Below are 23,951 nucleotides of genomic sequence, written 5' to 3' on the forward strand. Positions count from 1 at the left end.
CTGGCCGCCAGATCGGCGTGGTCGGCGGTCCACGACTCGCCCCGGCGCAGCGCTTTGGCGTACTGACCCCAGTCCACCGCCTCCACCCGGAACCCCCGTCCCCGGTGGTGTAGACGCGCTCACGCAGCTCACCCAGATGACGCGGCTCACCGTAGGAGGCCAGCGCCATCACCTTGTACTCATCACTCGACCGCAGGAACCCCAGATGCTCGGTGACCTCCTCGTACATCAACCCGAGCGAATGCGGCAGCTCCTGGGTGGCGAGCACGGTCAGTTCGCCGCCGCGGTAGTGGCCGGCCAGGTGCGACACCGCCTCACCCCGCCCGTCGCACACCAGCACCGCCGAATCACGATAGGGCGCGGCCAGCCCGGCCGAGGCGGCGTGCGCGATGTGGTGCGGCACGTAGGCGACCTGGTCGGGATCCAGTCCCGGCAGGTAGGTGGACAGGAACGACGGGGCGCGGCGGGCGTACGAGGTCCGCAGGTCCTCCCAGCGCTGGTCCTGACCGGGGCCGCCGGGGCGCACGAGCGCGGGGTCGTAGGAGTAGGCGACCGCGTCCAGGTCCTCGGGGCGCAGCCCCGCCTGGCTCAGGCACCACGCGGCGGCCTGCTCGGGGAGCTCCCAGGCCGAGAAGGGCACGGGACGCTTGCCATGTTTGCGGCGGCTGAACCGTTCCTCCTCCGAGGCCGCCACCACGCGCCCGTCGACCACGAGCGCGGCGGCGGGGTCGTGGAAGATCGCGTTGATGCCGAGGAACCTCATCGCTTCTCCCTCCATCGGCGGGGGATGACTACCGAGAGAAGCGCTCCCCACACAGTAAGCAGCGGCATAACGGGCAATAAGGAAGGAGCACGCTGCGTGTCGTCACCCAAAGTAGTCGTTTGTCCCATTCGAAAATGGGCATCCGGCAGGCTGGAGGTCTCCCCGTGCCGATCCGCCCCCGTCCACGCGCGGTCCTGTTCGACCGCGACGGCACGCTCATCCACGACGTCCCCTACAACGCCGACCCGCGGCTGGTCAGCCCCATGCCCGGCGCACGGGCCGCCCTCGACCGGCTGCGCGGGGCCGGAATGCCCCTCGGCGTGGTCACCAACCAGGCCGGCGTGGCCAAGGGCCTGTTCGACGCCGCCGCCCTGCGCAGGGTCAACGCCCGCGTCGAGGAGCTGCTCGGCCCGTTCGGGGTCTGGGCGGTGTGCCCGCACGACGACGGCGACGGGTGCGCCTGCCGCAAGCCCATGCCCGGCCTGGTCCTGCGGGCCGCGCGGGCCCTCGGCGTCGCCCCGGCCGACTGCGTGGTCATCGGCGACATCGGCCGCGACATGGAGGCCGCCCGCGCGGCCGGGGCCAGGGGCATCCTGGTCCCGACCCCGGTGACCCTCCCCGCCGAGGTCGACGCCGCCCCGGAGGTCGCCCGCGACCTCGCCGACGCCGTCGAGCGGGTGATGACATGAGAGAGGCGAGGCCATGAGGGTGCTGCTGTGGCATGTGCACGGGTCCTGGACGACCGCGTTCGTCCGGGGCGGCCACGACTACATGGTGCCGCTCACCGCCGACCGCGGCCCCGACGGGCGCGGAAGGGCGCGCACCTACACCTGGCCCGCCTCCGTCCGCGAGGTCCCGTGGGACCGCCTGCGCGAGGAGGACGTCGACGTGGTCGTGCTCCAGCGGCCGCACGAGCTGGACCTGGCCGAGCGCTGGCTCGGCCGCCGCCCCGGCCGGGACGTGGCCGCCGTCTACGTCGAGCACAACACCCCTGCCGGGGACGTCCCGGCCACCCGCCATCCGCTGGCCGGCCGAGACGACATCCCGCTGGTGCACGTCACGCACTTCAACGAGCTGTTCTGGGACGCGGGGCGGGCGCCCACCCGGGTCATCGAGCACGGCGTCGTCGACCCCGGCCACCGCTACACCGGCGAGCTCGCCCGGGCCGGCGTCGTGGTCAACGAGCCGGTGCGCCGCACCCGGGTCGCCGGGACCGACCTGCTGCCGGCGTTCGCCGCCGCCGCGCCGCTGGACGTGTTCGGCATGAAGGTCACCGGCCTGCCGTACGGCGTCTTCGAGGACCTGCCGCAGCGCGAGATGCACGCCGAGCTGGCCCGGCGCCGGGTCTACCTGCACCCCTACCGGTGGACGTCGCTGGGCCTGTCGCTGATCGAGGCCATGATGCTGGGCATGCCGGTGGTCGCGCTCGCGACCACCGAGGCCGTCGAGGCCGTGCCGCCGGAGGCCGGGGTGATCTCGACCCGGCTCGCGACGCTGACCGCCGCCCTGCGGTCGTTCACCGCCGACCCGGCGGCGGCGGCCCAGGCGGGCAAGGCGGCCCGGGCCGCCGCCTGCGCCCGCTACGGGCTGGACCGCTTCCTCGCCGACTGGGACCGGCTCCTCGCCGAGACCGCGACGGCCCGCGCCTGACGCGTGGGCCGTCACAGCCTGTGGCGCGGCCGCCGCGCCTGTGGCGCGGGCAGTCGTGCCTGTGGCGCGGGCAGTCGTGCCAGACGCGCGGGTCGTCCCGCCCGAGGTTCGGGGCCGCCGGTGTCGGCCCGCGGCCCCGCCTCAGGCGGTCAGCCGTGGTCGGCGCAGCACGGGGTGGGGTTCGGCACCTCGGCCGGCATGAGCATCCCGCCCGCCGCCGGCATGGCGAGCAGGACGATCCGCCCGTCGCGCCACTGCGGCCGGACGAAGTCGTTGGTGGCCAAGGGCGCGTCCGGCGCGGGGTCCTCGGTCCGGCCGAGCACCACGACCCGCTCGACCGCCGAACGGGCGAGCACCTCGGCCGTGGTCAGGGTGCCGGTGAGCGCGTCCCTGCCCGGGAACAGCACCAGACGGCCGCTGGACCCCGCGGCGTGCGCGGCCGCCGCGAGCGCGGCGCCCTCCGCGAGGTCGCCGGGCCCGGTGCGGGCGTCGCCGAGCGCCGCCCCCAGATGGGCCGGCAGCGCGCCGAGGTCGACGACGCCTGCCGGAGCCGTGCCCGCGCCGCCGGCCGAATCGGCCCGCGTACCGCCGGCCCGGGGCGCGCCCGTACCGCCGGCCGAGGTCGTGCCCGCGCCGTCGGTGGGGGCCGTGTCCGCGTCGCTCCCTGTCGCGGCGGGGATGGACAGGGAGCAGGCCACGTGCGCCAGGTCCGTGGTGCGGACGAAGTGCGTGCAGCCCACGGTCCCGGCCGGGAGGCCGAGCGACTCCGCCATCTCGTGGAGAAGGTGCTCGGCCTCCGCGACCGTCCGCGAGCCCGCGTCCAGGCCGAGGATCATCCGCGCGGCGCGATCCAGATCGGGTTGCTGTAGAACCACAGGTCCTTCCACGGGTCGGCGTCGCCGAAGACGTCGATCGCCGGGCCGGCCGGGTCCACCGACGCGCCCAGCAGGCCCACGGCGCCGCGGTTGCCGTCGGTGCCGCGCAGGCGCACGTACACCGGCCGGTCGACGGCGCCGACCTGGTAGGTGAAGGTGACCGTGCCGGTGTTCTTCTTCACCTCGAAGGACTTCACGACCTTGGTCGCCGGGGTGGTGAAGACGTCCTTGTCGGACACCGGGCCGGTCACCTCGCCCTGGATGACGTCCACGCGGGCCAGGGCCGGGATGAACTGCGCCCAGTTGGGCTGGTTCGCCAGGGTGATCTCGATGGCGATCTCCACCTTGGCGCCCTTGCGGACGTGCAGGGTGTCGCCGAGCGTCACCCCGCGCTGGCCGGTGCCCGTCTGGCGGGCGCGGACGACCAGGGCGGTGATCAGGCCGCCGTGGTCCACCCAGACGCGGCCCTGGCGGATGCCGTCCATGACGGCGGTGTAGGAGAACTCGCGCGACCCGACGTGGGTCTTGCTGTAGTAGCCCGGCCAGAAGTCGCCGTTGGAGGTGTTCGGCACGCCCTTGTAGATCGGGTCGTTGTACCGGCCGTCGGTGTCGAAGTTCCCGCCCGGCCCGCGGTCGCTGGTGTCGAGGTACACCGTGTGGGAGTCGGAGTTGGCGGTGATCCACCAGCTCTTGCCCTCGGCCAGGAGGCTGTCCCACAGGCCGCCGACGGTGGCGGTCATCCAGTCGAACCCGCCGAAGGTCTTGTAGCTCTCGGGCGGGTAGGCGGCGAAGGAGTCGGCGCTCGGGCTGTTGTCGTAGAAGCCGCGCCCGCTGCCGGCGCCGTTGGGCTTGGCGATGCCCGCGGCCTGGTGGCCGGGCGCGCCCTCCATGCCGACGGCGATGGACGGCTGCGCGTCCCGCCAGCCGCGGATCTCGTGCGGGGTGTCCAGGCCCTTGCGCGCGGGGTGGTTGGCGAGGAACAGCGCGTCCTCGACGCGGCGCCGGCGCACGGCGTCGGCCAGGAAGTTCAGGCCCGCGATGGCCAGCGCCTCGTTCTGCGGGGTGCCGGCGGTCGCGCCCTTGACCGAGCCGTCGAAGGAGTTCTCGAACTCCTTCAGCGTGGCGACCTCGTTGCGGCCCGGCGCCACGAAGACGGTGCCGTGCTCGGCGGCCGGGATGTTCCACTCGAGCCCCTGGAAGACCAGGGTGTCCTTGACGGCCTTGCGCGTGGCGACGATGTCCGGGTTGACCTTGTCCACGCCGATCTTGGCGTGCGCGACGCTGCCGTGGTCGGTGATGACCATCCAGTCCAGGCCGTAGGCGTTGCCGTGTCTGACCTGGTCGCTCACCTTGTACATGCCGTCGCTGCTGTGCTGGGTGTGGATGTGGTGGTCTCCGGCCAGCCACAGGTAGCCGTCACGGGGCTCGGTGCTCGTGCGGGTGCGCTGCGTGGCGGCGGCCGCGGCGCCCTGCGTGCCCAGCACGCCGGCGGCGGTCAGGCCCGCGCCCAGCAGGCCCGCGCGGCGGAACATCTGGCGGCGCGAGAGTTCGCCGGGGGAGAGCTCGGCGTCGGGAACCGACAGGTCCACGACCGGTGCGAGGTCGCCCTGGCCGGCGTGCCCGGCGCCGTGGGAGTGGTCGTGGGGGTGAGCGTGCGAGTGCTCGTGAGGGTGGTCGTGCCCGTGGCCCATTTCTTGCCCTTCCATCCCGCCGGAGAGATCTTGCTCCGGCTACGTCAGGCAGATTGGCAAGAGCGGCTGAACCGCGCGTGAACAACCCGGATCGGCGGAAGGGCGATCGGCTTGCGACGTCGCGTACGACCCGGGCGGTCAGCGGCCTGGTCAGAGGGCGGTCAACGACGGACGTCGCCGGCTACTCGGTGGTGAACAGGCAGAAGGGGTGGCCGGCCGGGTCGAGGTAGACGCGGACGTCGTCCTGTGGCTGGAAGTCGGCCAGGACCGCGCCCGAAGCCGCGGCGTGCGCGCCGGCGACCTCCAGGTCCTCCACCTTGATGTCGAGGTGGACCATCATCCGCTGGTCGCCGGGGGCGGCGGGCCAGGTCGGCCGGGTGTACGCGGTCTCGGTCTGGAACGACAGGCCCGGTCCGCCGTCCGGGGCGGCGAGCTTCACCCAGTCCGGCTCGTCCTGCGACAGCGTCCAGCCCAGGAGCCGGCGGTAGAACGCCGCCAGTTCCTGGGCGTCGGGGGCGTCGAGCACGATGCCCGACAGCGACATGCTGGGCCTGTCCGACATTCCGCCTCCTGTGACGTGGGGTTCCGTCCCCGGTTCCTGCACCGGCGGAAGCTGGTTAAACGACGGGTTTCAATTGCTTTCAGCGGAGCGTGGGACGGCGGTGGGCGCGGCGAGCGCCGGACCACCGGTCCGTGACCGGCGCGAAAGCACCCAGAACGCGGTTCCAGATGAATGTTTCATCGGGCTGCCCGGTGATCCACTGTGCTGTGACCCGCGTTTGCCAAGGCCATCGCGGGTCCGGTGGGCCACGCGGGACGGCGGCGGTCGCGGCTTTGCGGGGGCGGCGCGCAATCTGCTGTACATCCTCTCGAAACACTCCGACGATGGGAGCGCTCCCACAGGCGATGTCGAGCTGGGTGCTGCTTGGCCGTCTCAAGAAGGCGGCGAACCCCATCAGTTTTATGAGGGAGACAAACAGACAATGGGACCCCACCAGAGATCCTGGCGACGAGGCTTGACGGCGGTGACAGCGCTAGTGCTCACCGGCATCGGGCTCGCCGCGGCCCCGACCACGGCCCACGCCGCGGTCGCCTGTGATGTCACGTATACCAAGTCGTGGGAGGGCGGTGGCGGGTTCGGTGGCAACCTCGTCATCAAGAACCTCGGCGACGCGCTGTCCAACTGGACGCTGACGTTCACCTTCCCCGGCAACCAGCGGGTGACCAACGGGTGGAGCGCCCAGTGGTCGCAGTCGGGCGCCAACGTGACCGCGCGTAACGAGTCCTACAACGGCAGCCAGGCCAGCGGCGCCTCGTGGACGCTCGGGTTCAACGGCAGCTTCAGCGGCAGCAACAGCAACCCGACGAGCTTCGCCATCAACGGCACGACGTGCAACGGCGGCCCTCAGCCGACGCCGACCCCCACGCCGACGCCCACCCCGACCCCGACTCCCACGCCGACCCCCACTCCGACTCCGACCCCGACTCCGGGCGTCCAGTCGCTGGTGGTCAGCCCGACGTCGGTGACCGTCCCCGAGGGCAGCACCGCCACCTACGGCGTGCGCCTGGCGCGGCAGCCCAGCTCCAGCGTGACGGTGACCTCGACCGCCGGCAGCGGCGACTCCGACCTCACCGTCAGCAGCGGCTCCAGCCTGACCTTCACCACGTCGAACTGGAACACCGCGCAGAACGTCACCCTGGCGGCCGCCGAGGACAGTGACACCACCAACGGCACGCGCTCCTTCAGCGTGGCCTCCTCCGGGCTGTCCTCGGTGTCGGTGACCGCCACCGAGGCCGACAACGACGGCGGCACCACCCCGACGCACGTCGACAACCCGTACTCCGGCGCGACCGGCTACGTGAACTCCGACTGGTCCTCCAAGGCCGCGGCCGAGCCGGGCGGCTCCGCCGTCGCCAACCTCTCGACCGGCGTGTGGCTGGACCGCATCGCCGCCATCGAGGGCAGCTCCAGCGTCAAGGGCGTGCGGGCGCACCTCGACGCGGCCGTCCAGCAGGACGCCGCCAACGGCAGCACCCCGCTGACGATCCAGTTCGTCGTCTACGACCTGCCCAACCGTGACTGCTCGGCGCTGGCCTCCAACGGTGAGCTGAAGGTCTCTGAGAACGGCCTCAGCCGCTACAAGAGCGAGTTCATCGACCCGATCGCCGCCATCCTGGGCGACTCGAAGTACTCGAACCTGCGCATCGTGACGGTCATCGAGATCGACTCGCTGCCGAACCTGGTCACCAACACCAGCATCGCGGCGTGCGCCGAGGCCAAGTCCAGCGGCGCCTACGTTCAGGGTATTCAGTACGCGCTGAACAAGCTGCACGCCATCAAGAACGTCTACACCTACATCGACGCCGGGCACCACGGCTGGCTCGGCTGGGACAGCAACTTCCGTCCCTCCGCCCAGCTGTTCGCCGACACCGTGCGCGGCACCACCGCCGGCTTCGCCAGCGTCGACGGCTTCATCACCAACACCGCCAACTACTCGTCCCTGACCGAGCCGTACTTCACCATCAACACCACGGTGGGCGGCCAGTCGGTGCGTCAGTCCAAGTGGGTCGACTGGAACTACTACGTCGACGAGCTGACCTACGCGCAGGCGTTCCGCCAGGAGCTGGTCTCCCAGGGGTTCAACTCCGGCATCGGAATGCTGATCGACACCTCGCGCAACGGCTGGGGCGGCTCGGCTCGGCCCTCCGGGCCCAGCACCTCGACCAACGTCGACACCTTCGTGAACGCCTCCAAGGTCGACCGTCGCGTCCACGCCGGCAACTGGTGCAACCAGAACGGCGCCGGCATCGGCGAGCGGCCCAAGGCGGCTCCCGCCACCGGTATCGACGCCTACGTCTGGATCAAGCCTCCGGGTGAGTCGGACGGCTCCAGCAAGGCGATCGACAACAACGAGGGCAAGGGCTTCGACCGGATGTGCGACCCGACCTACGGCGGTAACGAGCGCAACGGCAACAACCCGACCGGCGCCCTGCCGGACGCCCCGATCGCCGGTGCGTGGTTCTCGGCACAGTTCCGCCAGCTCCTCGCCAACGCCTACCCGCCCGTCAACTGACAACCGAAGACTGCGGACCTCGCCCCGGCTGACACGGCCATGGCGAGGCCCGCCACCACCACCCAGCGTGGTCCCGCTCCGGACAGGGGTCCTTCCGGAGCGGGACCACGCTCTTTTGTGTCCACCGCTGTCCACCGCTGTCCACCGCTGTGCCACCGCGCCCGGGGCGGGCGCGGGGCCTGACCTCTCCTGGCGACCTCACGGCGTAATGCCGCTTGACCTTGACACGGTGACAAGGTCTTCACTGTGGCCGAGGAGGTGGTCCCGATGACCATGCCGGACCAGGACACCGAGACGATCCGAGCCGTCCAGGGGCTGGAGAACGGCGACCCGTCAGTGCGGCTGCGGGCGGCGCTGGCGGTGGGCACGAGCCCCGACCCGCGGTTCGTCGACGCGCTCGTCGAACGGTGCGCGGTAGAGCCGGAATTCTACGTACGCGACATGCTCACGTGGGCGCTCACCCGCCACGCGGCGTCGATGACGGTTCCCAGGCTCATCGACGAGCTCCGCTCGGAGCGCGCGCAGGCACGAAGCCAGGCGCTGCACACGCTGTCCAAGATTGGCGATCGGCGGGCGTGGCCGGCGATCACCAGGGCGCTGCTGACCGACGCCGACGACGAGGTGGCGCGGAGCGCCTGGCGGGCGGCGGTCGTGCTCGTGCCCGAAGGTGAGCGGTCCGAGCTGGCCGGAGTGCTGGCCACACAGCTCGGACGCGGCGAACGTGCGACACAGTTGAGCCTCAGCCGGGCGCTGGTCGCGCTCGATAGTGTGATCACGCCGGCCCTGCGCGCCGCCATGACGCATCCCGACCCCCGTGTGCGTCAGCACGCGATCGCCACGGAGCGGCTGTCACGCGATCCGGATGCCGGATTCGAGTTCGCGATCGAGGAGGCGAAGCGCGTCGTCGCCCTCGGCGGCTCCGGCAAGGAGGAGTGATGGGCAGTGTTGATCGGTGATGTGGCCCGGCGGTCCGGGGTCAGCGCCCGCATGCTCAGGCACTACGACGCGCTCGGCCTCGTGCGGCCGACGGGCCGTACCCGGGCCGGCTATCGCGAGTACTCCGGCGAGGACATCCGGCGGATCTTCCATATCGAGAGCCTGCGGTCGCTGGGGCTGTCGCTGCGTGAGATCGGGCGCGCGCTGGATGACCGCGACTTCACGCCCTCGGAGCTCGTCGACGACCTCATCCGCCAGACGCAGGAACGCATCGCGGCCGAGACGGAGCTGCTCACCCGGCTCCGCCGGATCGGCGCGGCGGAACCCGCGGGCTGGGAGGACGTCCTGCAGATCGTCGCACTCCTGCGGGACCTGGGGGCCACGAGCGCCGGCAGGCGCCAGCGCGCGGCCCTGTCCTCGGCCGGTGAGGTCCCGGTGCCGGTGGAAGCGCTGGTCGAGGCGGCGCTGAGCGAGGCGGACCCGAACGTCGCCGGAGCCCTTCGATGGGCTCTGGCGCAGTCGGGCGATGACGCGCTGGCGCCGCTGGCACAGGGCCTCGGCTCACCGGCGGCCGAGGTGCGCGTCCGTGCCGTCCGGTCGATCGCCGAGATCCCGGACGGCGGAGCGACCACGCTGCTGCGCGACGCGCTCGCGAGCCCCGACGTCGTGGTCCGCAGGTACGCGGCGCTGGCCCTGGGGACACGTGGCGTGGCCGACGCGGTTCCGACGCTCGTCGACATGGTCGTCGAGGGCGTGAACGACGTCGACGCGGCCGACACGCTGAGCGCGCTGGCGAGTCGTCCGGCTTCGGCGGAGGAGATCGCCGCCAGGCTCGTCGGTCGTCTCGCCCTCGGCACCGTCGAAGCGTCCGCCCGTCTACGGGTGACCCAGGCGCTCGCGGAGATCCCGGGAATCACCGCCTCACGAGCCCTCGCGGACCTGGCACAGGACGAAGACCGTGCCGTCGCGCTCACCGCGGCGTACATCCTCCGGATACGCGACGCACGATAACCGCCCTTCGCCGTTGGACGCTGCCCCGGACCTCACCTGAGGGCGAGATCGGGGACGGGTGGGGGACAGCCACGTGACCGCGCCATCGTCGCGGCCGGACGAGATCGGCCGCGGCGAGTCGCGGCAGGCCGCTGTCCCCCAGAGCGCGGCGACGGCGGAGCCCGGCCCGAACGCGCTGCGCGGTCCCCGGCGGACGTCCGTGAACGGAGTCCGGATCAGGAGACCGGCCGTCGCACGCCCCCACGAAGTCGTCCTTCCCCGGCGTTCGCCATGTATCCGCAGCTCATGGGCATAAATCCGGCTATCGCGGCATTGGTTGTACTATTAAAACCATTGTAGGCCTACAAGTATGGAGGCGTCGTGCCGGAGCTCAGCCGCCGCAGGCGAATGCTCATCCTGGTCATCTGCTGCATGAGCCTGTTCATCGTCGGGCTCGACAACACCATCGTGAACGTCGCCCTCCCGGCGATCGAGCGCGACCTGCACGCGCCCGTCTCGGGCATGCAGTGGACCATCGACGCCTACACCCTCGTGCTGGCCAGCCTCCTGCTGCTGGCCGGCTCGACCGGCGACCGCGTCGGACGGCGGCGCACGTTCCAGACCGGCCTGGTGGTCTTCGCGCTCGGCTCCCTGCTGTGCGGGCTCGCGCCGAGCCTCGGCTGGCTGGTGGCCTTCCGCGTCCTGCAGGCCATCGGCGGCTCGATGCTCAACCCCGTCGCCATGTCGATCGTCACCAACATCTTCACCGACCCTCGCGAACGCGCCCGCGCCATCGGCGTGTGGGGAGGCGTGGTCGGCATCAGCATCGGCCTCGGCCCGGTCGTCGGCGGCGCGCTCATCGACTCGATCGGCTGGCGCGCCATCTTCTGGATCAACGTGCCGGTCGCCGCGGCCGCCCTGGTGCTCACCGCCGTCTTCGTCCCCGAGTCGCGGGCCTCGCGCGCCCGCCGCATCGACCCCGTCGGGCAGGTGCTGGTCATCGTGACACTGGCCGCGCTCACCTACGCGATCATCGAGGCGCCGGGGCACGGCTGGGGGTCGCCGCTCATCATCGGGTTCTCGCTCCTCGCGGTCGCCGGGCTCGCCGGCCTCCTCATCTACGAGCCGCGCCGCCGCGAACCCCTCATCGACCTGCGCTTCTTCCGAAGCGTCCCCTTCTCCGGCGCCTCGGTCATCGCGATGAGCGCGTTCGCCGCCTTCGGCGGATTCCTGTTCCTCAACACCCTGTACCTGCAGGACGTCCGTCACCTGTCCCCGTTCCACGCGGGCCTGTGCACGCTGCCGATCGCCGCGATGACCCTGCTCTGCGGCCCGCTGTCCGGACGGCTGGTCGGCGAGCGCGGGCCCCGGCCGTCCCTGGTCATCGCCGGTGTCGCCTTCACCGTGAGCGGGCTCATGCTCACCCGGCTGAGCGCCGACACGCCCTTGCTCTGGATCCTGGCCGCCTACACCGTCTTCGGCCTGGGCTCCGGCATCGTCAACGCCCCGATCACCAACACCGCCGTCTCGGGCATGCCGATCTCGCAGGCCGGGGTCGCCGCGGCCGTCGCCTCGACCAGCCGCCAGGTCGGCCAGTCGCTCGGCGTCGCCATCGCCGGCTCGGTGCTCGCCACCGGCCTGTCCGGATCGCTCCGCGACGGCTTCGCCTCCGCCGGGCGGGCCGGCTGGTGGATCACCGTCGCGTACGGGACTGTCGTGCTCGCTCTGGGTATCATCACCACGGGCAGATGGGCGAAGGGCACCGCGGAGCGGACCGCGGCGCACCTCTCCGTCGAGGACACGAGGATTCCCGTCACGTCATGAGCCACGACCCCCAGATGGCCGCCCGAGCCTGGCACGGCATGCGCACGCTCATCCTCGACCGGTACGACCGCCGCAAGGAGGTCACCGCCGCCCTGGACATGAGCTTCATCCGCGTCAAGGCCCTGCGCCACCTCGCGGGGTCACCGATGACCATGCGCCAGCTCGCCACCGAGCTTTCCATCGACGCGCCCTACACCACCCTGGTCGTGGACGACCTGGTCCGCCGCGGCCTGGTGGTGCGCGACGTCCACCCCGACGACCGCCGGCAGAAGATCGTGACCGTCACCCCCGAAGGCGAGAAGGCCGCCGCCCGCGCCGAGGGCATCCTCGACGAGCCCCCGCCCGCCATCCTCGCCCTCGACCCCGCCGACCTCGCCACCCTCGACCGCATCATCGCCACCCTCACCCGCTGAATGACGATGCTGGTTGGATCAGAGCTCACTGCACCCCGGACCTCCGGCCGGGGCGCTTGCCGGCAGCGCCCGGAACTCGGTGACCGACGGCCGGTCCTGCCGCTCACGCGGCACAGCCCGCAGCACTAGGCGCCCGGTTTCGATGATGTGCTGACTCCGATAGGCGGGCGTGAGAACGGCGGATCTGCATGGTTCCGGCGGCAGGACGCGAGCGCCGGGGAATGGCAGACTGTGACCATGCGGCCACCCCGAGCGAGGTACTTCAACACCACCGGCCCGTGCGGTCCTCTGCACCACTACATGTTGCCCGCCGCGCAGCGGCTTCCGCAGGCGCGGGTGCTCGTCGAGATGGACCGGTACTTCGTGCTGCACGCGCCCCGGCAGACCGGGAAGACCACCACGCTAGGCACCCTGGCCTCCGAGCTGACCGCCGAAGGCGACACCGCCGCCCTGATGTTCTCCTGTGAAGAGACCAAGGTGGCCGGTGACGACTTCGCGGTAGCGGAATCGATTCTGCTGGATTCCATCCGTGAGGCCGCCGAGCGGGCGGGATGGCCCGATGAGCTGATGCCACCCGATGAGTGGCCGCAGTCGCCCCCTGGTACCCGGGTCCGTACGGCGCTGAGCGAGTGGTGCCGCCGCTGCCCGCGCCGGGTGGTGCTGTTCTTCGACGAGATCGACGCCCTGCAGGGAAATGGCATGGTCAGCATCCTCAGCCAGCTCCGCGCCGGTCACAACGCGCGGCATGAGAGCTACCCGTTCCCCGCTTCCGTGGTGCTGTGCGGGTTGCGGGACCTGCGTGACTACAAGGTCGCCTCGGGCGGCGAACCCGGCCGCTCCAACCCGGCCAGCCCGTTCAACATCGTCGCCGAGTCACTGCGTCTCAGCGACTTCAGCGCCGACCAGATCGCGGAACTGTACGACCAGCACACCCAGGCGACCGGCCAGGAGTTCACCAAGGACGCGATAGAGCGCGTCTTCGAACTCACACAAGGACAACCATGGTTGGTCAACGCCCTGGCCTTCGAAACCATCCTCCAGGTAGGGATGACTCCCACCATCACCGTCGGGCAGATAGAGGACGCCAAGGAGCGGCTGATCCGCAAGCGCGCCACTCATCTGGACGCGCTGGTCGCCCGGCTGCGGGAGCCCAGAGTGAAGCGGGTGATCGAGCCCATCCTGGCCGGGGACTTCCCCGACGTCGACCTCACCTTCTCCGACGACCTGTCCTATGTCCGCGACCTGGGCCTGGTCAAGGAGCAACCACCGCTGCAGGTGGCGAACCCGATCTACCGGGAGGTCATCCTGAGGGTGCTCGGCAACCCGTCGGAACAGTACGTGATGGCCGATCCGCGCAGCTTTGTGCTGTCGGACGGCCGGTTCGACCTGCCGCGCCTGTTGCGGGAGTTCGTCGTGTTCTGGCGCGAGCACGGCGAGGTGCTCGTCCGGCAGGAGGGCTACCACGAGGCCGCCTGCCAGATCATCCTCATGGCCTTCCTGCACCGGCTGGTCAACGGCGGAGGCCGGCTCGACCGGGAGTACGCCGCCGGCACCAAACGCCTGGACGTGCTGGTCCGCTGGCCTTACACCGGCCCAGAAGGCGAACGGCTCACGCAGCGCGAGGCCATGGAGCTGAAGGTCTGGCGAGCGGGCGGGAACGACCCGATGCCCGACGGCCTCGCGCAACTCGACCGGTACCTGGACCGCCTCACCCTCACCACCGGCGCGCTGGTGATCTTCGACCGGCGCACCGAAGCCCCGCCGTGGAGCGAACGAGGCGCATTCGAGCAGGCGACCACGCCGTCCGGCCGCCAGGTCACCGTTCTGCGAGTGTGACGAGATCGGCGTCGTCTCCGCCGTCGAAGGGTTCGATCAGCCGATCGGACAGAGGGGGAGTCGGGTCACTATGGGACGTATGGATGGGGCATTGGCGCTGGATGAGATGACGGGGAACGTGCTGACCGGTTCCACGGTAGGCGTGCTGACCGTCCAGGGATGAGGCGCGCTGCCTCGAGCGATCGTGACGGCCGGCATGACTCTGACGTGTCGGCCTTGGATCATCCCTGGTCGCCTGATGGACCCGTGTGGTGCTTGAGGTGCTCAGGCGGGGAGCAGGGCCAGCAGGTTGGCGGGGAAGTTGACGAAGTCGTCCGGGCGGATGGCGCGCAGGACGGTCGCCGCGAGCACCGGGTCGCGCTGGATCATGAGGGTGGCGGTGTCGGGCCGGCTGAAGAACTGCACGGTCATGGACAGCAGTTCGGTGTCGCCGGAGACGTACAGCTTGGCGGGGTAGTACTTGCCGCTTCTCTGCGCATCCGGGTTGGTGTAGTACGCCTCGAACGCCGGCATGGCGCTGACGTCGAAGGCCGGTTCGGCCTTCTCTGACTTGGGATAGATGTTGACGAGCTGAGCGCCCACCATGCGCATTCTGATGATCTGGTGCAGGCGCATCCATTCGACCGCGGGAAGGTAGAACTCGACCTGGTGCCCGATCTCGTGCACGACCGTGGAGACGTCGTCCATCACCGACAGGCGCACCTTGTTGCCCACGCGCGCGGCGTTCGCCCGGTACTGCGTCACGCGGGTGCCGAGCCAGAACCGGCCGGGCTCGACGGTGTCCTCGGTGACCTCGATGTTCGACACGTGCCTCGCGGGAGGCCTGCGAGACGGCTGCACGAGTGCGGCATAGATCACCATGCCGGTCGGCGCGTTCTTGAAGAACTGGTCGGCGTACTTGCCGAAGTGCTTCTGGGTCTTGCAGGCGGCGGTCACCACGATGGTGGGCAGAGAACCGCCCTCGGCCCCGGCGCCGACGGCGAGCTTGCCGTTGTACATGGCCTGGACCACCGGGAGGGCCTCCAGGGCCTGGACCAGCGCGGCCTTCTCGGCGTTGGTGGGATCGGCGGGCGTGTGCGCCGCCTGCAGGATCTGCTCGGCGGCCTCCACCAGGGGGTCCTTGACCGAGCCGCCGGCGTGGTTCTGGATGAGGGCCTTCAGGTCGGCGGGGACGTCCGCGTGGTTGAGGTACAGCTGCCGCTCACAGGCGACCACGTACGGGTCGAAGCGCGCGCGAACCGCCAGGCCCACCTGCGCGACCAGGTGCTCGTCGGCGGCGACGTTGGTGGCCGACGCGTAGGTGTTGGTGGCCTTGGAGGTGACCATGGACGCGTAGGACGAGACCGAGGCCCCGGGGGCCATCAGCGAGCACGCGTGCATCGCCGCGTCGATGTGGTTGCTCAGGACGCCCAGCGCGGGCATGGCGAGGGTGTCGATCCCCGGGTCCTGGATCGCCGCGAGATAGCTTCGGACCGCGCCGTCACATACCGCGTTCTGGGTGATCCCGGCCTCCTTGACGTGGTCCTCCAGGCGCGTCAGCAGCAACGGGAAGGCGGTCGGCGCCACCGCGCCGGGATCGGAGTTCGTCTTGGAACGGTCCTCGCGCATGCCGCTGTCGGGGGACGGTTGAGCGGGAAACATGGTGGGCCTCTTTCGGGAGAGGAACGCTGAACCTGGTGCGAGCACGCCGAATAGGCGCGGTGCTCAGCGGAAGGGGTGGCTTGTGCAGCGTAAGCCGGGCACGTCGCCCCGGCAATCGCCAACCGTCCCGTGTCCGCATCAGGCCAGAGGACCGCAATATCCCACTCGACCGCACCTCGATGTCCCCCGTGGCCCCAGACCGAATCCCGGACGTGGTCTGTCGGCGTACGAGGAGAGCCACCCGGCTACAGCGCAGAGCCGGGTCGGCTTCACATCGAGCGCATCCGATGGTCCATTCGTCCTCTCCTCCCGCCTCGGCGCCGGTGTTCCCCCATCGGCGGTTCAGAGGTGGCGGAGGAAGTCCATGCTTCGCTGCCACGTGAGGGCGGTGGCTTCTTCGTCGTGTTCGCGCAGAGTCGCGTCGGTGTAGAAGTGCCCGGCTCCCGGATAGGTGAAGACCTGTACGACGGAGCCGGCGTCCGTCGCGGCACTTTCCCATGCGGCGACGGCGGCGGGAGGCGCGAACGCGTCCGGGTCGGCGACGTGCAGTTGCACGGGCAGGCCGGCCCGAGCCGAGGCGGGGATCTCGGCTATGCCGTGCACGAGCAGCACGCCCGCCGTGTCGCGCCGATCCGCCAGCAGGTCGCCGATGACCCCGGCGCCCATCGAGACGCCGGCGAGGACCGTGCCGGCGGGCATCTTCCGTACCGCGTCGCGCGCCCGTTCGACGATGACCTCCCAGCCGATCCGTTTCTGCAGGACGAACCCGTGGTCGATCGTCGTCGCGCTCTCACCTGCGTACAGGTCGGGCGTGACGACCTCGTGCCCGGCGGCGCGGAAGCGGTCGGCGGCGGCGCGTTCGACGTCGCGCAGCCCGTAAACGGAATGGAACAGAGCGATGTGAGCCATCCCGCCATCCTCCCCGACCGCCACCACCACCTTTGGCCGTCCAGACCCGGCCGCGCACGTCTTCCCTGGTGACAGAGGCCGACCCGGTTGCGTTGTATCAATTCCTCCGCCTCCAGGGGGTGGAGGGGGAGGAATTGATACACGCGTCTCGCCGAGACCGTGCCTCGCCGCCGGCTCGGACATGGAGCGGGCAGGCCGGTGGATCAGTGGTCGCGCTTGGCGAGGAGGTGGGCCAGGGCGTGGAGTTCGGCGGCGGGGCGGGGGGCGGGGTCGGCGGAGGCGAGGTGGGCGAGCGCCTCGGCCAATAGGTCGTCCGCCCGGGCCTGGGTCCAGGCGCGGCCGCCGGCGGCCTCGATGAGTGAGGCGATGCGCGCCAGTTCGGGGGTCCCGGGCGCCTGTTCGGCGGGGGCGAGAACGGACGAAGCGGACGAGGCGGGTGGTTGACCCACCGGGGAGATCCCCGGTGCGGCTGCGGCGTGCTCGGATCCGGCGGGGGTGGATGGCCGTGCCGGTGAGGTGGGGGGTTGGGGGCGGCGGTAGAAGGCGGCCAGTTCGGCGGCGGGTGGGGTGGCGGAGGTGAGGGCGGCGACGACGGGGAGGGACTTCTTGCGGTTGCGCAGGTCGGAGAAGACCGGTTTGCCGGTCACCGATGGGTCGCCCCAGATGCCGAGCAGGTCGTCGACCATCTGGAAGGCGAGCCCGAGACGCGAGCCGAACGCGCGCAGGGCCTCGATGACCTCCCGACCGCCGTCGCCGGACAGGGCGCCGAGGGCGCAGGAGGCGGCGAGCAGGGCCGCGGTCTTCCCCTCGGCCATGCTCACGCACTCGGCCAGAGTGACCTCGTCGCGGGTCTCGAAGGAGGTGTCGGCGCTCTGGCCCTCCACCAGGTCGAGCACCGCCGCGCCGAGGATCCGCGTCGCCTCGTCGGCGACCGGGCCGCCGCCGGCCTGCAGCACCTCGAAGGCGAGCGTCAGCAGGGCGTCCCCGGCGAGGATCGCCCCGCTGACTCCGAACACGCTCCAGGCGGTCGGACGGTGGCGCCGGGTCGCGTCGCCGTCCATGACGTCGTCGTGCAGGAGCGAGAAGTTGTGCACCAGCTCCACCGCCACCGCCGCGGGCACGGCCGAGGCCGCCGAGCCCCCGGCCGCCTCGGCGGCCAGCAGGACCAGCGCGGGTCGCACGGCCTTGCCCGCGTTGCCCGACGCGGGACGGCCCTGCTCGTCCAGCCAGCCGAAGTGGTAGGCGGCGATGCGCCGCATGGAGGGCGGCAGCGACTCCACCGCGGACCGCAGCGGCGGCCCGGTCAGCTCGCGGCTCCACGCGAGCACCTCCCGGGGCGGCCGCCCGGTGGTCACCGTTTTCGCCATGAGCACGGCTCCTTCCCGCTCGCTCATCGTGCCGGCCATGCGCGTCACGCCCTTTCACCGGCCCTCGGGGCGTCCCGGCGCCCGGCCGGTGGGCGCGCGGGACGTGCGACGACCGCCGGGCGCGGCCGGGGTCGTTCGCACGGCCCTGGCGTCACCCGGTTCGTTCCCCGGGTGGTGCGCCGGCCGTCGGTCCGTCAGTGACCCCGACGGTGGTCGGTCGCCGGTCTGTCAGTGTCCCGGGCGGTGGTCGGCCGCCCGTTGGTTTGTTCCCCGAACGGCGTGTCCGACCGCGGTTTCAGTGACCGATCTCGACGTGTTCGAGCACGCCCAGTGCGTCCGGCACCAGGACCGCGGCGGAGTAGTAGGCGCTGACCAGGTAGGAGATGATGGCGTGCTCGTCGATGCCCATGAAGCGCACCGACAGGCTCGGCTCGTACTCGTCGGGCAGGCCGGTCTGGTGCAGGCCGATGACGCCCTGGTCGTCCTCGCCGGTGCGCAGCACCAGGATCGAGCTGGTGCGGGTCTTGGTGATCGGGATCTTGTTGCAGGGCAGCAGCGGTACGCCCCGCCAGGCCGGCACGGCGTGGTCGAACAGCTGCACGGTGTCGGGGTACAGGCCGCGGCGGCTGCACTCCCTGCCGAACGCCGCGATCGTCTGCGGGTGGGCCAGGAAGAAGTGCGACTTGCGGCGCCGGCACAGCAACTCGTCGAGGTCGTCGGGGGTGGGCGGGCCGGTGCGGGTCTGGACGCGCTGCCGCAGGTCGGCGTTGGGCAGCAGCCCGAACTCGGGGTTGTTGATCAGCTCGTGCTCCTGGCGCTCGCGCAGGGCCTCGATGGTGAGGCGCAACTGCTCGTGCGTCTGGTTCATCGGCTGGTTGTACAGGTCGGCGACGCGGGTGTGGATGCGCAGGATGGTCTGCGCGACGCTGAGCTCGTACTCGCGGGGGCTGGCCTCGTAGTCGACGAAGGTGGTCGACAGCGACGGCTCGCCGGAGTGGCCGGAGGTGATGTCGATGGCGGCCTCGCCGTGCTTGTTGTGCGGGGGCCGAGGGTGCCGTTCGTGCTCCTCCACGTGGTCGCGCAGCGCCGGCGACTGGTCGAGCAGCTCCTGGAACGCGTGGCGGGAGAGGGTGAGGACGGTGGTCGGGGTGACCGCCTTGATCGTGTGCTCCCACGTGGCCGGGGTGGCCGCCGACAGGGAACGGTCGCCGTAGTACTCGCCGTCGGCCAGGACGGCCAGCGTGGTCTGGTCGCCGTACTCGCCGGCGCCGATCTTGTTGACCTTGCCGTGCGCGATGAGGATGAGCCGGTCGGCCGGGTCGCCGATCTGCGCGATGGTGCTGCCGGGCTCATGCTGGTGCTGGGTGAAGCGGCTCGCCAGCGCCTCCAGCACGCCGTCGTCGCCGAAGTGGCGCAGCAGCGGAAGCTCGCGCAGCTCGGGCGGGACGACGCGCACGTCGTTTCCCTGGTTGGTGAAGCTCAGCCGCCCGTCGCCGACGGCGTAGGTGAGGCGGCGGTTGACGCGGTAGGCGCCGCCGGGCGTGTTGACCCAGGGCAGCATGCGCAGCAGCCATCGGGAGGTGATGTTCTGCATCTGTGGCTGCGACTTGGTGGTCGTGGCCAGGTTGCGTGCCGCCGTGGTGGCCAGGCTCTGCTGCGGCCTGCCGTTTTCCGTGCCTGTCATCTCGCTGGTCGTCTCGGTCACGACCACACCACCAATCCCTATCGCATCGAACGGAGGAGACGCTGAAACAGGAGCGAGGTCTTCCCGGATGACTCCGGGTCGTACGGTGCGCAGTGATCGGGTGTTCGCCAGGTGTATTTGAAGGAATAACCGTGGAAACCCGCGCCGGCCCTGGCGGCCGGGGGTCCGGTGATTTCCGGGGCGGAGGCGGAAACACCGGGAACGCGGGGCGAAGCGCTGTGATGCCGTTCGTCTTTCATGGTGCCGGTCGAATGCGCGATGGTGCGCTCTTCGCCGTGGTCGGGGGATCGTCGCTGAGTCGGGAACGGGGGGCTCTGGCCACGTGTCGCTTTCCGCGGCCTGCTCGGACGCAATGATTATGGAGCCTTGATCTTCGGTGTGTCAATTACCGTTTTCCCTGGCCATTGCCCGTGGGGTGAACCAGATGTCAATGGCGAGAAGACGCGCTGGTCGATATTTCATAAAGTGCCGCGTTTATTAATTGAATGTGGTTTGGCGGGTTTGGTGGTCTTCATCGGATGCCCGCCGCGGGCCGGCGCTCCGGCTCGCCGCCCGCCCGATCGCCCGCCCGATCGCCTGCCCGCCGGCGGCTGCGTCACCCGTGCCCGAAGGCCGCCGCGGGAGAAGGCGTAGGCTCGGCGATATGGCCCAGGACCACCCGTCCGAGGCCCGTGCCGCCGGCTCGGCCGGCGCGTCGTGCGGCCGGGTGGCCCGCCGCCGAGCACGATAGGGGGCCTCGATGCCCGACCGCCTCTTCTCGGACCGCAGGGATGCCGGGCGCGCGCTCGCCGGTCTCCTCGACCACCATCGGGGGCGGCCGGACCTGCTGGTGCTGGCGCTGCCGCGCGGTGGCGCCCCGGTGGGGTACGAGGTGGCGCGGGCCCTCGGCGCGGACCTGGACGTCTTCGTCACCCGCAGCCTCGGCGTGCCCGGCCAGGAGGACCTGGCGATGGGCGCCATCGCGGGCGACGGCGTCATCGCCCTCAGCGACGACGTGGTCAGGGGGCTGGCCATCCCTCCCGGGGTGGTCGAGCACGTCGCCGGCCTGGAAGGACGGGAGATCACCCGCTGGGAGCGGCACTTCCGCCAGGGTCGTCCCGCGCAGCCGGTCGAGGGCCGGGAGGTGATCGTCGTGGACGACGGCCTGGCCACCGGCGCCGCCATGACCGCCGCGCTGAAAGCCCTGCGGCGGCAGCGCCCCGCGCGCGTCGTCGTCGCCCTGCCCGCCTGCTCGGCCGCCACCTACGAGGAACTGCGGATGACGGCGGACGAGGTCGTCGTCGCCACCACGCCCTCGCCGTACTTCGTCGTCGACCCCTCTTACTGGGACTTCGTGGAGGTGACGCTGGAGGACGTGCGCGACCTGCTGCGGGCCTCGGCCACCTCGGTGCAGGCCAGGGCGGCCGGGCAGGGGCCCGGGGCCGTCGCGGGCCTGCGTGCGGAGGCGATTCCGCTCGACAACGGCGTGCCGTCGCCGGACGTGCTGTTCGACCTGGTGGGTGAGGCCAGGTTCGTGCTCATCGGCGGCGCTTCCCACGGCACCCATGAGTTCTACGCGGCGCGCGCCGCCATGACCCGGCGCCTCATCGAGGAGCGCGACTTCCGTGCCGTCGCCGTGCAGGCCGACTGGCCCGACGCCTACCGGGTGAACCGGTACGTCCACGGCCGCGGCCACGACGCCACCGCCGAGCAGGCGCTGGGCGGCTTCGAGCGGTTCCCGTCGTGGATGTGGCGCAACGCGGTCGTGCTGGACTTCGTCACCTGGCTGCGCGACCACAACGACGGCGTCCTCGCCGGGCTCTGCGGCCAGGCCGGCTTCTACGGGCTCGACGTCTACGGCGCGCACCGGACGATGCGGCGGGTCGTCGACTTCCTCCAGGAGACCGACCCGGTCGCCGCCGCCCGCGCCCGCGACCGGTACGCCTGCTTCGACCACCTCGGTCCCGAGGACCGGCCGTACGGGCTGAGCCCGGCCTGCGGCGCCGGCGAGAGCAGCGAGGAGGCGATGATCGCGCGGCTCGTCGCCCTGCGGCGCGAGGCGATGAGCTCCGCCCGCGAGGAGGGCCTGCTGCCCGAGGACGAACTGTTCTACGCCGAGCTCAACGCCGCGGCCACGCGGAACGCCGACGAGCACTACCGGTCCATGCTCGGCGGCCGCATCTGCGCCTGGAACCATCGCGACCGCCACATGGCCGACACGCTGGACGCGCTGTCGGAGCACCTCGCGCGACGGCGCGGCGGCTCCGCCAAGATCGTCGTATGGGCGCACGACGCCCATGTGGGGGACGCTCGGGCGACGGAGGCGGCGTGCCGGGGCGAGATCAACCTCGGCATGCTCGTGCGCGAACGGCACGGGGACGCCTGCCGCAGCATCGGAATGACCACCTACACCGGCACGGTCACCGCCGCCGACCAGTGGGGAACGCGGCCCGAACGCAAGTGGCTGCGCCCCGCCCTGTCCGACAGCGCCGAGGAACTGTTCCACGAGGTCGGGGAGAAGCAGTTTCTCACCTGGTTCGCGGCGGCGCCCCGCAGCGCCGACGTGCTGCGCTCGGCCCGTCTGCAGCGCATGATCTCGGCGGTGTACCGCGCCAGGTCCGAGCGCCGGTGCCACTACTTCCGCGCCCGCCTGAGCGACGAGTTCGACGCCGTCCTGCACATGGACGAGACCCGCGCGGTGGAGCCGCTCGACCGGACGCCCGAATGGGACCACGACCGGCTTCCCCGCGCCTGTCCCCCCGGGGGGTGATCGCCGGCGCGGTCCTCACGACGCCGTGGGCCGCGCCGGCCGGGCAGGGCCGGAGGACACCGGCCGTTTCCGCCGACCAGGAAGGAGGAGGTGATGGCGGAACCGCGGAGCCTGGCCGTTCCGGCGGGGGACGTCTCGCTCGGGGCGGACGTGGCCGTGCCGCCGGACGCCCGGGGTGTGGTGGTGTTCGCCCACGGCAGCGGCAGCGGGCGGCACAGCCCCCGCAACCGGCACGTCGCCGCCGAGCTGAACGAGGCCGGGCTGGCCACCGTGCTGATGGACCTGCTGACCCGCGAAGAGGAGGAGATGGACGCCTTCACCGGCGCCCTCCGCTTCGACGTCGGCCTGCTCGCCGACCGGGTGGTCGCGGTCACCGACTGGGTGGCGCGGCAGGAGCGGCTGTCGGCCCTCGGCATCGGGATCTTCGGCGCCAGCACGGGCGCGGCGGCGGCCCTGGTGGCCGCGGCCCGGCGTCCGGACACGGTGCGGGCGGTCGTGTCGCGCGGCGGGCGGCCGGACCTGGCCGGCGACCACCTGCGCGAGGTGCGTCAGCCGACCCTGCTCATCGTGGGCGGCGACGACCCGATGGTGATCGTGCTGAACCGGGAGGCCATGGAGCGGATGCCCGGCCCGACCGGGTTCGCGGTCGTCCCCGGCGCCACCCACCTGTTCGAGGAGCCCGGCACGCTCGACGAGGTGGCCCGCCTGGCCGGAGAGTGGTTCGTCCGCCACCTGAGCGGCGCGCACCCCGGCGGCGCGCCCCCCCATTCCTGAGGCGCCTTCTTCACGGCGCTCAGGGCCCCCAAGGTAGGAGATCAAGCCTTTACTCCGGGTTGTCCGCCTTGGGGTGTCGGCACCGTGTGTACGCATCGTAGCCTGACGACTACGGTACATAACGGAGTGTGAACATGCCTGTGACGTCGACCACGCGCGAGGCGGTCAGCGAAGCCTTCTCCCGGCGGGAGTCCGCGGGGCGCCGGCTCGCCGAGGACTCCGAGCGCATCACGCGCGCGTGCCGTGCCATGGCCGTGCGGTTCCACCGCGGCGGCAAGCTGATCGTCTTCGGCAACGGCGGCGCGGGCACCGACGCCTCCCACATCGCCGTCGAGTTCATGCACCCCGTCGTCGTCGGCAAGCGCGCCCTGCCCGCGATGGCGCTCGGCAACGACGCCGCCACCGTCTCCGCGGTCGGCGCCCGCGACGGCCTGGCCGAGGTCTTCGCCCACCAGGTGCGCCACTGGGGCGCTCCGGCCGACATGGCCCTCGGCGTCTCGTCCGACGGGTGGTGCGCCAACGTCCTGAAGGGGCTGGAGGCCGCCCGCGAGCAGGGCCTGTTCACGATGGCCCTGCTCGGCGGCGACGGCGGCGCGATCGCCCGCAGCGCGGCGGTGGACCACGCGCTCATCGCCGGCTCCGAGGACCCCGCGGTGGTCAAGGAGATCCACGTCACGATGTACCACGTCCTGTGGGAGCTGGTCCACGTCTTCCACGCGCGCACCCGCCCGGACACGGCCCGATGACCCCTCGC

Annotated in this window: 18 protein-coding genes and 1 pseudogene; 11 read left to right on the plus strand and 8 right to left on the minus strand. The window is 71.5% G+C overall.

The window, feature by feature from the left end; translation table 11 throughout:
• Positions 1–763, minus strand: a pseudogene (locus ABZT47_RS14165) (carbamoyltransferase N-terminal domain-containing protein); the annotation flags it as partial.
• A gap of 164 nt (positions 764–927) precedes the next feature.
• Between ABZT47_RS14165 and ABZT47_RS14170 the strand changes: the two are divergent.
• Entirely contained in the window at positions 928–1,452 is a 525-nt protein-coding gene (locus ABZT47_RS14170; RefSeq protein WP_354840656.1) for an HAD family hydrolase, read from the plus strand.
• A gap of 13 nt (positions 1,453–1,465) precedes the next feature.
• Positions 1,466–2,413 (plus strand): glycosyltransferase, encoded by a 948-nt coding sequence (locus tag ABZT47_RS14175; protein ID WP_354840658.1) that lies wholly within the window; start codon positions 1,466–1,468, stop codon positions 2,411–2,413.
• A 149-nt stretch (positions 2,414–2,562) separates the two neighbouring features.
• Here the strand turns inward: ABZT47_RS14175 and ABZT47_RS14180 are convergent, their stop codons facing one another.
• The 3 genes from ABZT47_RS14180 to ABZT47_RS14190 form a co-directional block, all read right to left on the minus strand.
• The gene (locus ABZT47_RS14180; protein ID WP_354840661.1) at positions 2,563–3,288 is read right to left on the minus strand and encodes a hypothetical protein; all 726 of its coding nucleotides are present in this window, start codon (positions 3,286–3,288) and stop codon (positions 2,563–2,565) included.
• Positions 3,246–4,994 (minus strand): histidinol-phosphatase, encoded by a 1,749-nt coding sequence (locus ABZT47_RS14185; RefSeq protein WP_354840664.1) that lies wholly within the window; start codon positions 4,992–4,994, stop codon positions 3,246–3,248. The genes ABZT47_RS14180 and ABZT47_RS14185 overlap by 43 nt, the downstream gene beginning before the upstream one ends.
• Before the next feature lie 166 nt (positions 4,995–5,160).
• Complete coding sequence (locus tag ABZT47_RS14190; RefSeq protein ID WP_354840667.1) at positions 5,161–5,541, minus strand: VOC family protein; 381 nt, start codon at positions 5,539–5,541, stop codon at positions 5,161–5,163.
• Positions 5,542–6,004: 463 nt separating this feature from the next.
• Here ABZT47_RS14190 and ABZT47_RS14195 point away from each other — a divergent pair, with 463 nt between their 5' ends.
• The 6 genes from ABZT47_RS14195 (at position 6,005) to ABZT47_RS14220 (ending at position 14,052) form a co-directional block, all read left to right on the plus strand.
• Entirely contained in the window at positions 6,005–8,053 is a 2,049-nt protein-coding gene (locus ABZT47_RS14195) for a glycoside hydrolase family 6 protein (protein WP_354840669.1), read from the plus strand.
• Positions 8,054–8,320: 267 nt separating this feature from the next.
• Positions 8,321–8,989, plus strand: a complete 669-nt coding sequence (locus tag ABZT47_RS14200; protein ID WP_354840672.1) for a HEAT repeat domain-containing protein — start codon at positions 8,321–8,323, stop codon at positions 8,987–8,989.
• 6 nt (positions 8,990–8,995) lie between these two features.
• The gene (locus ABZT47_RS14205; RefSeq protein WP_354840675.1) at positions 8,996–10,000 is read left to right on the plus strand and encodes a MerR family transcriptional regulator; all 1,005 of its coding nucleotides are present in this window, start codon (positions 8,996–8,998) and stop codon (positions 9,998–10,000) included.
• A 360-nt stretch (positions 10,001–10,360) separates the two neighbouring features.
• On the plus strand, positions 10,361–11,803 hold the full coding sequence (locus ABZT47_RS14210; RefSeq protein ID WP_354840677.1) for an MFS transporter: 1,443 nt from the start codon (positions 10,361–10,363) through the stop codon (positions 11,801–11,803).
• Positions 11,800–12,216, plus strand: coding sequence for a MarR family transcriptional regulator (locus ABZT47_RS14215; protein ID WP_354840680.1), 417 nt, complete (start codon positions 11,800–11,802; stop codon positions 12,214–12,216). Before ABZT47_RS14210 ends, ABZT47_RS14215 begins: the two co-directional genes overlap by 4 nt.
• A gap of 237 nt (positions 12,217–12,453) precedes the next feature.
• Positions 12,454–14,052, plus strand: coding sequence for an AAA family ATPase (locus tag ABZT47_RS14220; protein WP_354840683.1), 1,599 nt, complete (start codon positions 12,454–12,456; stop codon positions 14,050–14,052).
• Positions 14,053–14,316: 264 nt separating this feature from the next.
• Here the strand turns inward: ABZT47_RS14220 and ABZT47_RS14225 are convergent, their stop codons facing one another.
• The 4 genes from ABZT47_RS14225 to ABZT47_RS14240 all read right to left on the minus strand — a co-directional run bounded on the left by ABZT47_RS14225 (position 14,317) and on the right by ABZT47_RS14240 (position 19,653).
• Positions 14,317–15,693 carry a hypothetical protein gene (locus ABZT47_RS14225; protein ID WP_354840686.1) on the minus strand — a complete coding sequence of 459 codons (1,377 nt, stop codon included), beginning with the start codon at positions 15,691–15,693 and terminating at the stop codon, positions 14,317–14,319.
• 342 nt (positions 15,694–16,035) lie between these two features.
• Positions 16,036–16,602, minus strand: a complete 567-nt coding sequence (locus ABZT47_RS14230; RefSeq protein ID WP_354840689.1) for a dienelactone hydrolase family protein — start codon at positions 16,600–16,602, stop codon at positions 16,036–16,038.
• A gap of 203 nt (positions 16,603–16,805) precedes the next feature.
• On the minus strand, positions 16,806–17,969 hold the full coding sequence (locus ABZT47_RS14235) for a family 2 encapsulin nanocompartment cargo protein polyprenyl transferase (RefSeq protein WP_354840692.1): 1,164 nt from the start codon (positions 17,967–17,969) through the stop codon (positions 16,806–16,808).
• Between the two features lie 295 nt (positions 17,970–18,264).
• Positions 18,265–19,653 carry a family 2B encapsulin nanocompartment shell protein gene (locus ABZT47_RS14240; RefSeq protein WP_354841469.1) on the minus strand — a complete coding sequence of 463 codons (1,389 nt, stop codon included), beginning with the start codon at positions 19,651–19,653 and terminating at the stop codon, positions 18,265–18,267.
• Between the two features lie 760 nt (positions 19,654–20,413).
• Between ABZT47_RS14240 and ABZT47_RS14245 the strand changes: the two genes are divergently transcribed.
• From ABZT47_RS14245 to ABZT47_RS14255, 3 genes are all read left to right on the plus strand, one after another.
• Entirely contained in the window at positions 20,414–22,423 is a 2,010-nt protein-coding gene (locus tag ABZT47_RS14245; RefSeq protein WP_354840695.1) for an erythromycin esterase family protein, read from the plus strand.
• 93 nt (positions 22,424–22,516) lie between these two features.
• Positions 22,517–23,197, plus strand: coding sequence for an alpha/beta family hydrolase (locus tag ABZT47_RS14250; protein ID WP_354840698.1), 681 nt, complete (start codon positions 22,517–22,519; stop codon positions 23,195–23,197).
• A 134-nt stretch (positions 23,198–23,331) separates the two neighbouring features.
• Positions 23,332–23,943 carry an SIS domain-containing protein gene (locus ABZT47_RS14255; RefSeq protein WP_354840701.1) on the plus strand — a complete coding sequence of 204 codons (612 nt, stop codon included), beginning with the start codon at positions 23,332–23,334 and terminating at the stop codon, positions 23,941–23,943.
• The last annotated feature ends 8 nt before the right edge of the window (positions 23,944–23,951 follow it).

It is taken from the genome of Sphaerisporangium sp. NPDC005289, assembly GCF_040607455.1.
GTDB classification, from domain to species: Bacteria; Actinomycetota; Actinomycetes; order Streptosporangiales; family Streptosporangiaceae; genus Sphaerisporangium; species Sphaerisporangium rhizosphaerae.

What these genes read in the sequence shown, in the direction of transcription:
- ABZT47_RS14175 (WP_354840658.1), top strand. Translation starts at nt 1,466, where the DNA reads ATGAGGGTGCTGCTGTGGCATGTGCACGGGTCCTGGACGACCGCGTTC.
- ABZT47_RS14185 (WP_354840664.1), bottom strand. Translation starts at nt 4,994, where the DNA reads ATGGAAGGGCAAGAAATGGGCCACGGGCACGACCACCCTCACGAGCAC.
- ABZT47_RS14190 (WP_354840667.1), bottom strand. Translation starts at nt 5,541, where the DNA reads ATGTCGGACAGGCCCAGCATGTCGCTGTCGGGCATCGTGCTCGACGCC.
- ABZT47_RS14200 (WP_354840672.1), top strand. Translation starts at nt 8,321, where the DNA reads ATGACCATGCCGGACCAGGACACCGAGACGATCCGAGCCGTCCAGGGG.
- ABZT47_RS14215 (WP_354840680.1), top strand. Translation starts at nt 11,800, where the DNA reads ATGAGCCACGACCCCCAGATGGCCGCCCGAGCCTGGCACGGCATGCGC.
- ABZT47_RS14220 (WP_354840683.1), top strand. Translation starts at nt 12,454, where the DNA reads ATGCGGCCACCCCGAGCGAGGTACTTCAACACCACCGGCCCGTGCGGT.
- ABZT47_RS14225 (WP_354840686.1), bottom strand. Translation starts at nt 15,693, where the DNA reads ATGTTTCCCGCTCAACCGTCCCCCGACAGCGGCATGCGCGAGGACCGT.
- ABZT47_RS14230 (WP_354840689.1), bottom strand. Translation starts at nt 16,602, where the DNA reads ATGGCTCACATCGCTCTGTTCCATTCCGTTTACGGGCTGCGCGACGTC.
- ABZT47_RS14235 (WP_354840692.1), bottom strand. Translation starts at nt 17,969, where the DNA reads ATGGCGAAAACGGTGACCACCGGGCGGCCGCCCCGGGAGGTGCTCGCG.
- ABZT47_RS14240 (WP_354841469.1), bottom strand. Translation starts at nt 19,653, where the DNA reads ATGACAGGCACGGAAAACGGCAGGCCGCAGCAGAGCCTGGCCACCACG.
- ABZT47_RS14245 (WP_354840695.1), top strand. Translation starts at nt 20,414, where the DNA reads ATGCCCGACCGCCTCTTCTCGGACCGCAGGGATGCCGGGCGCGCGCTC.
- ABZT47_RS14250 (WP_354840698.1), top strand. Translation starts at nt 22,517, where the DNA reads ATGGCGGAACCGCGGAGCCTGGCCGTTCCGGCGGGGGACGTCTCGCTC.
- ABZT47_RS14255 (WP_354840701.1), top strand. Translation starts at nt 23,332, where the DNA reads ATGCCTGTGACGTCGACCACGCGCGAGGCGGTCAGCGAAGCCTTCTCC.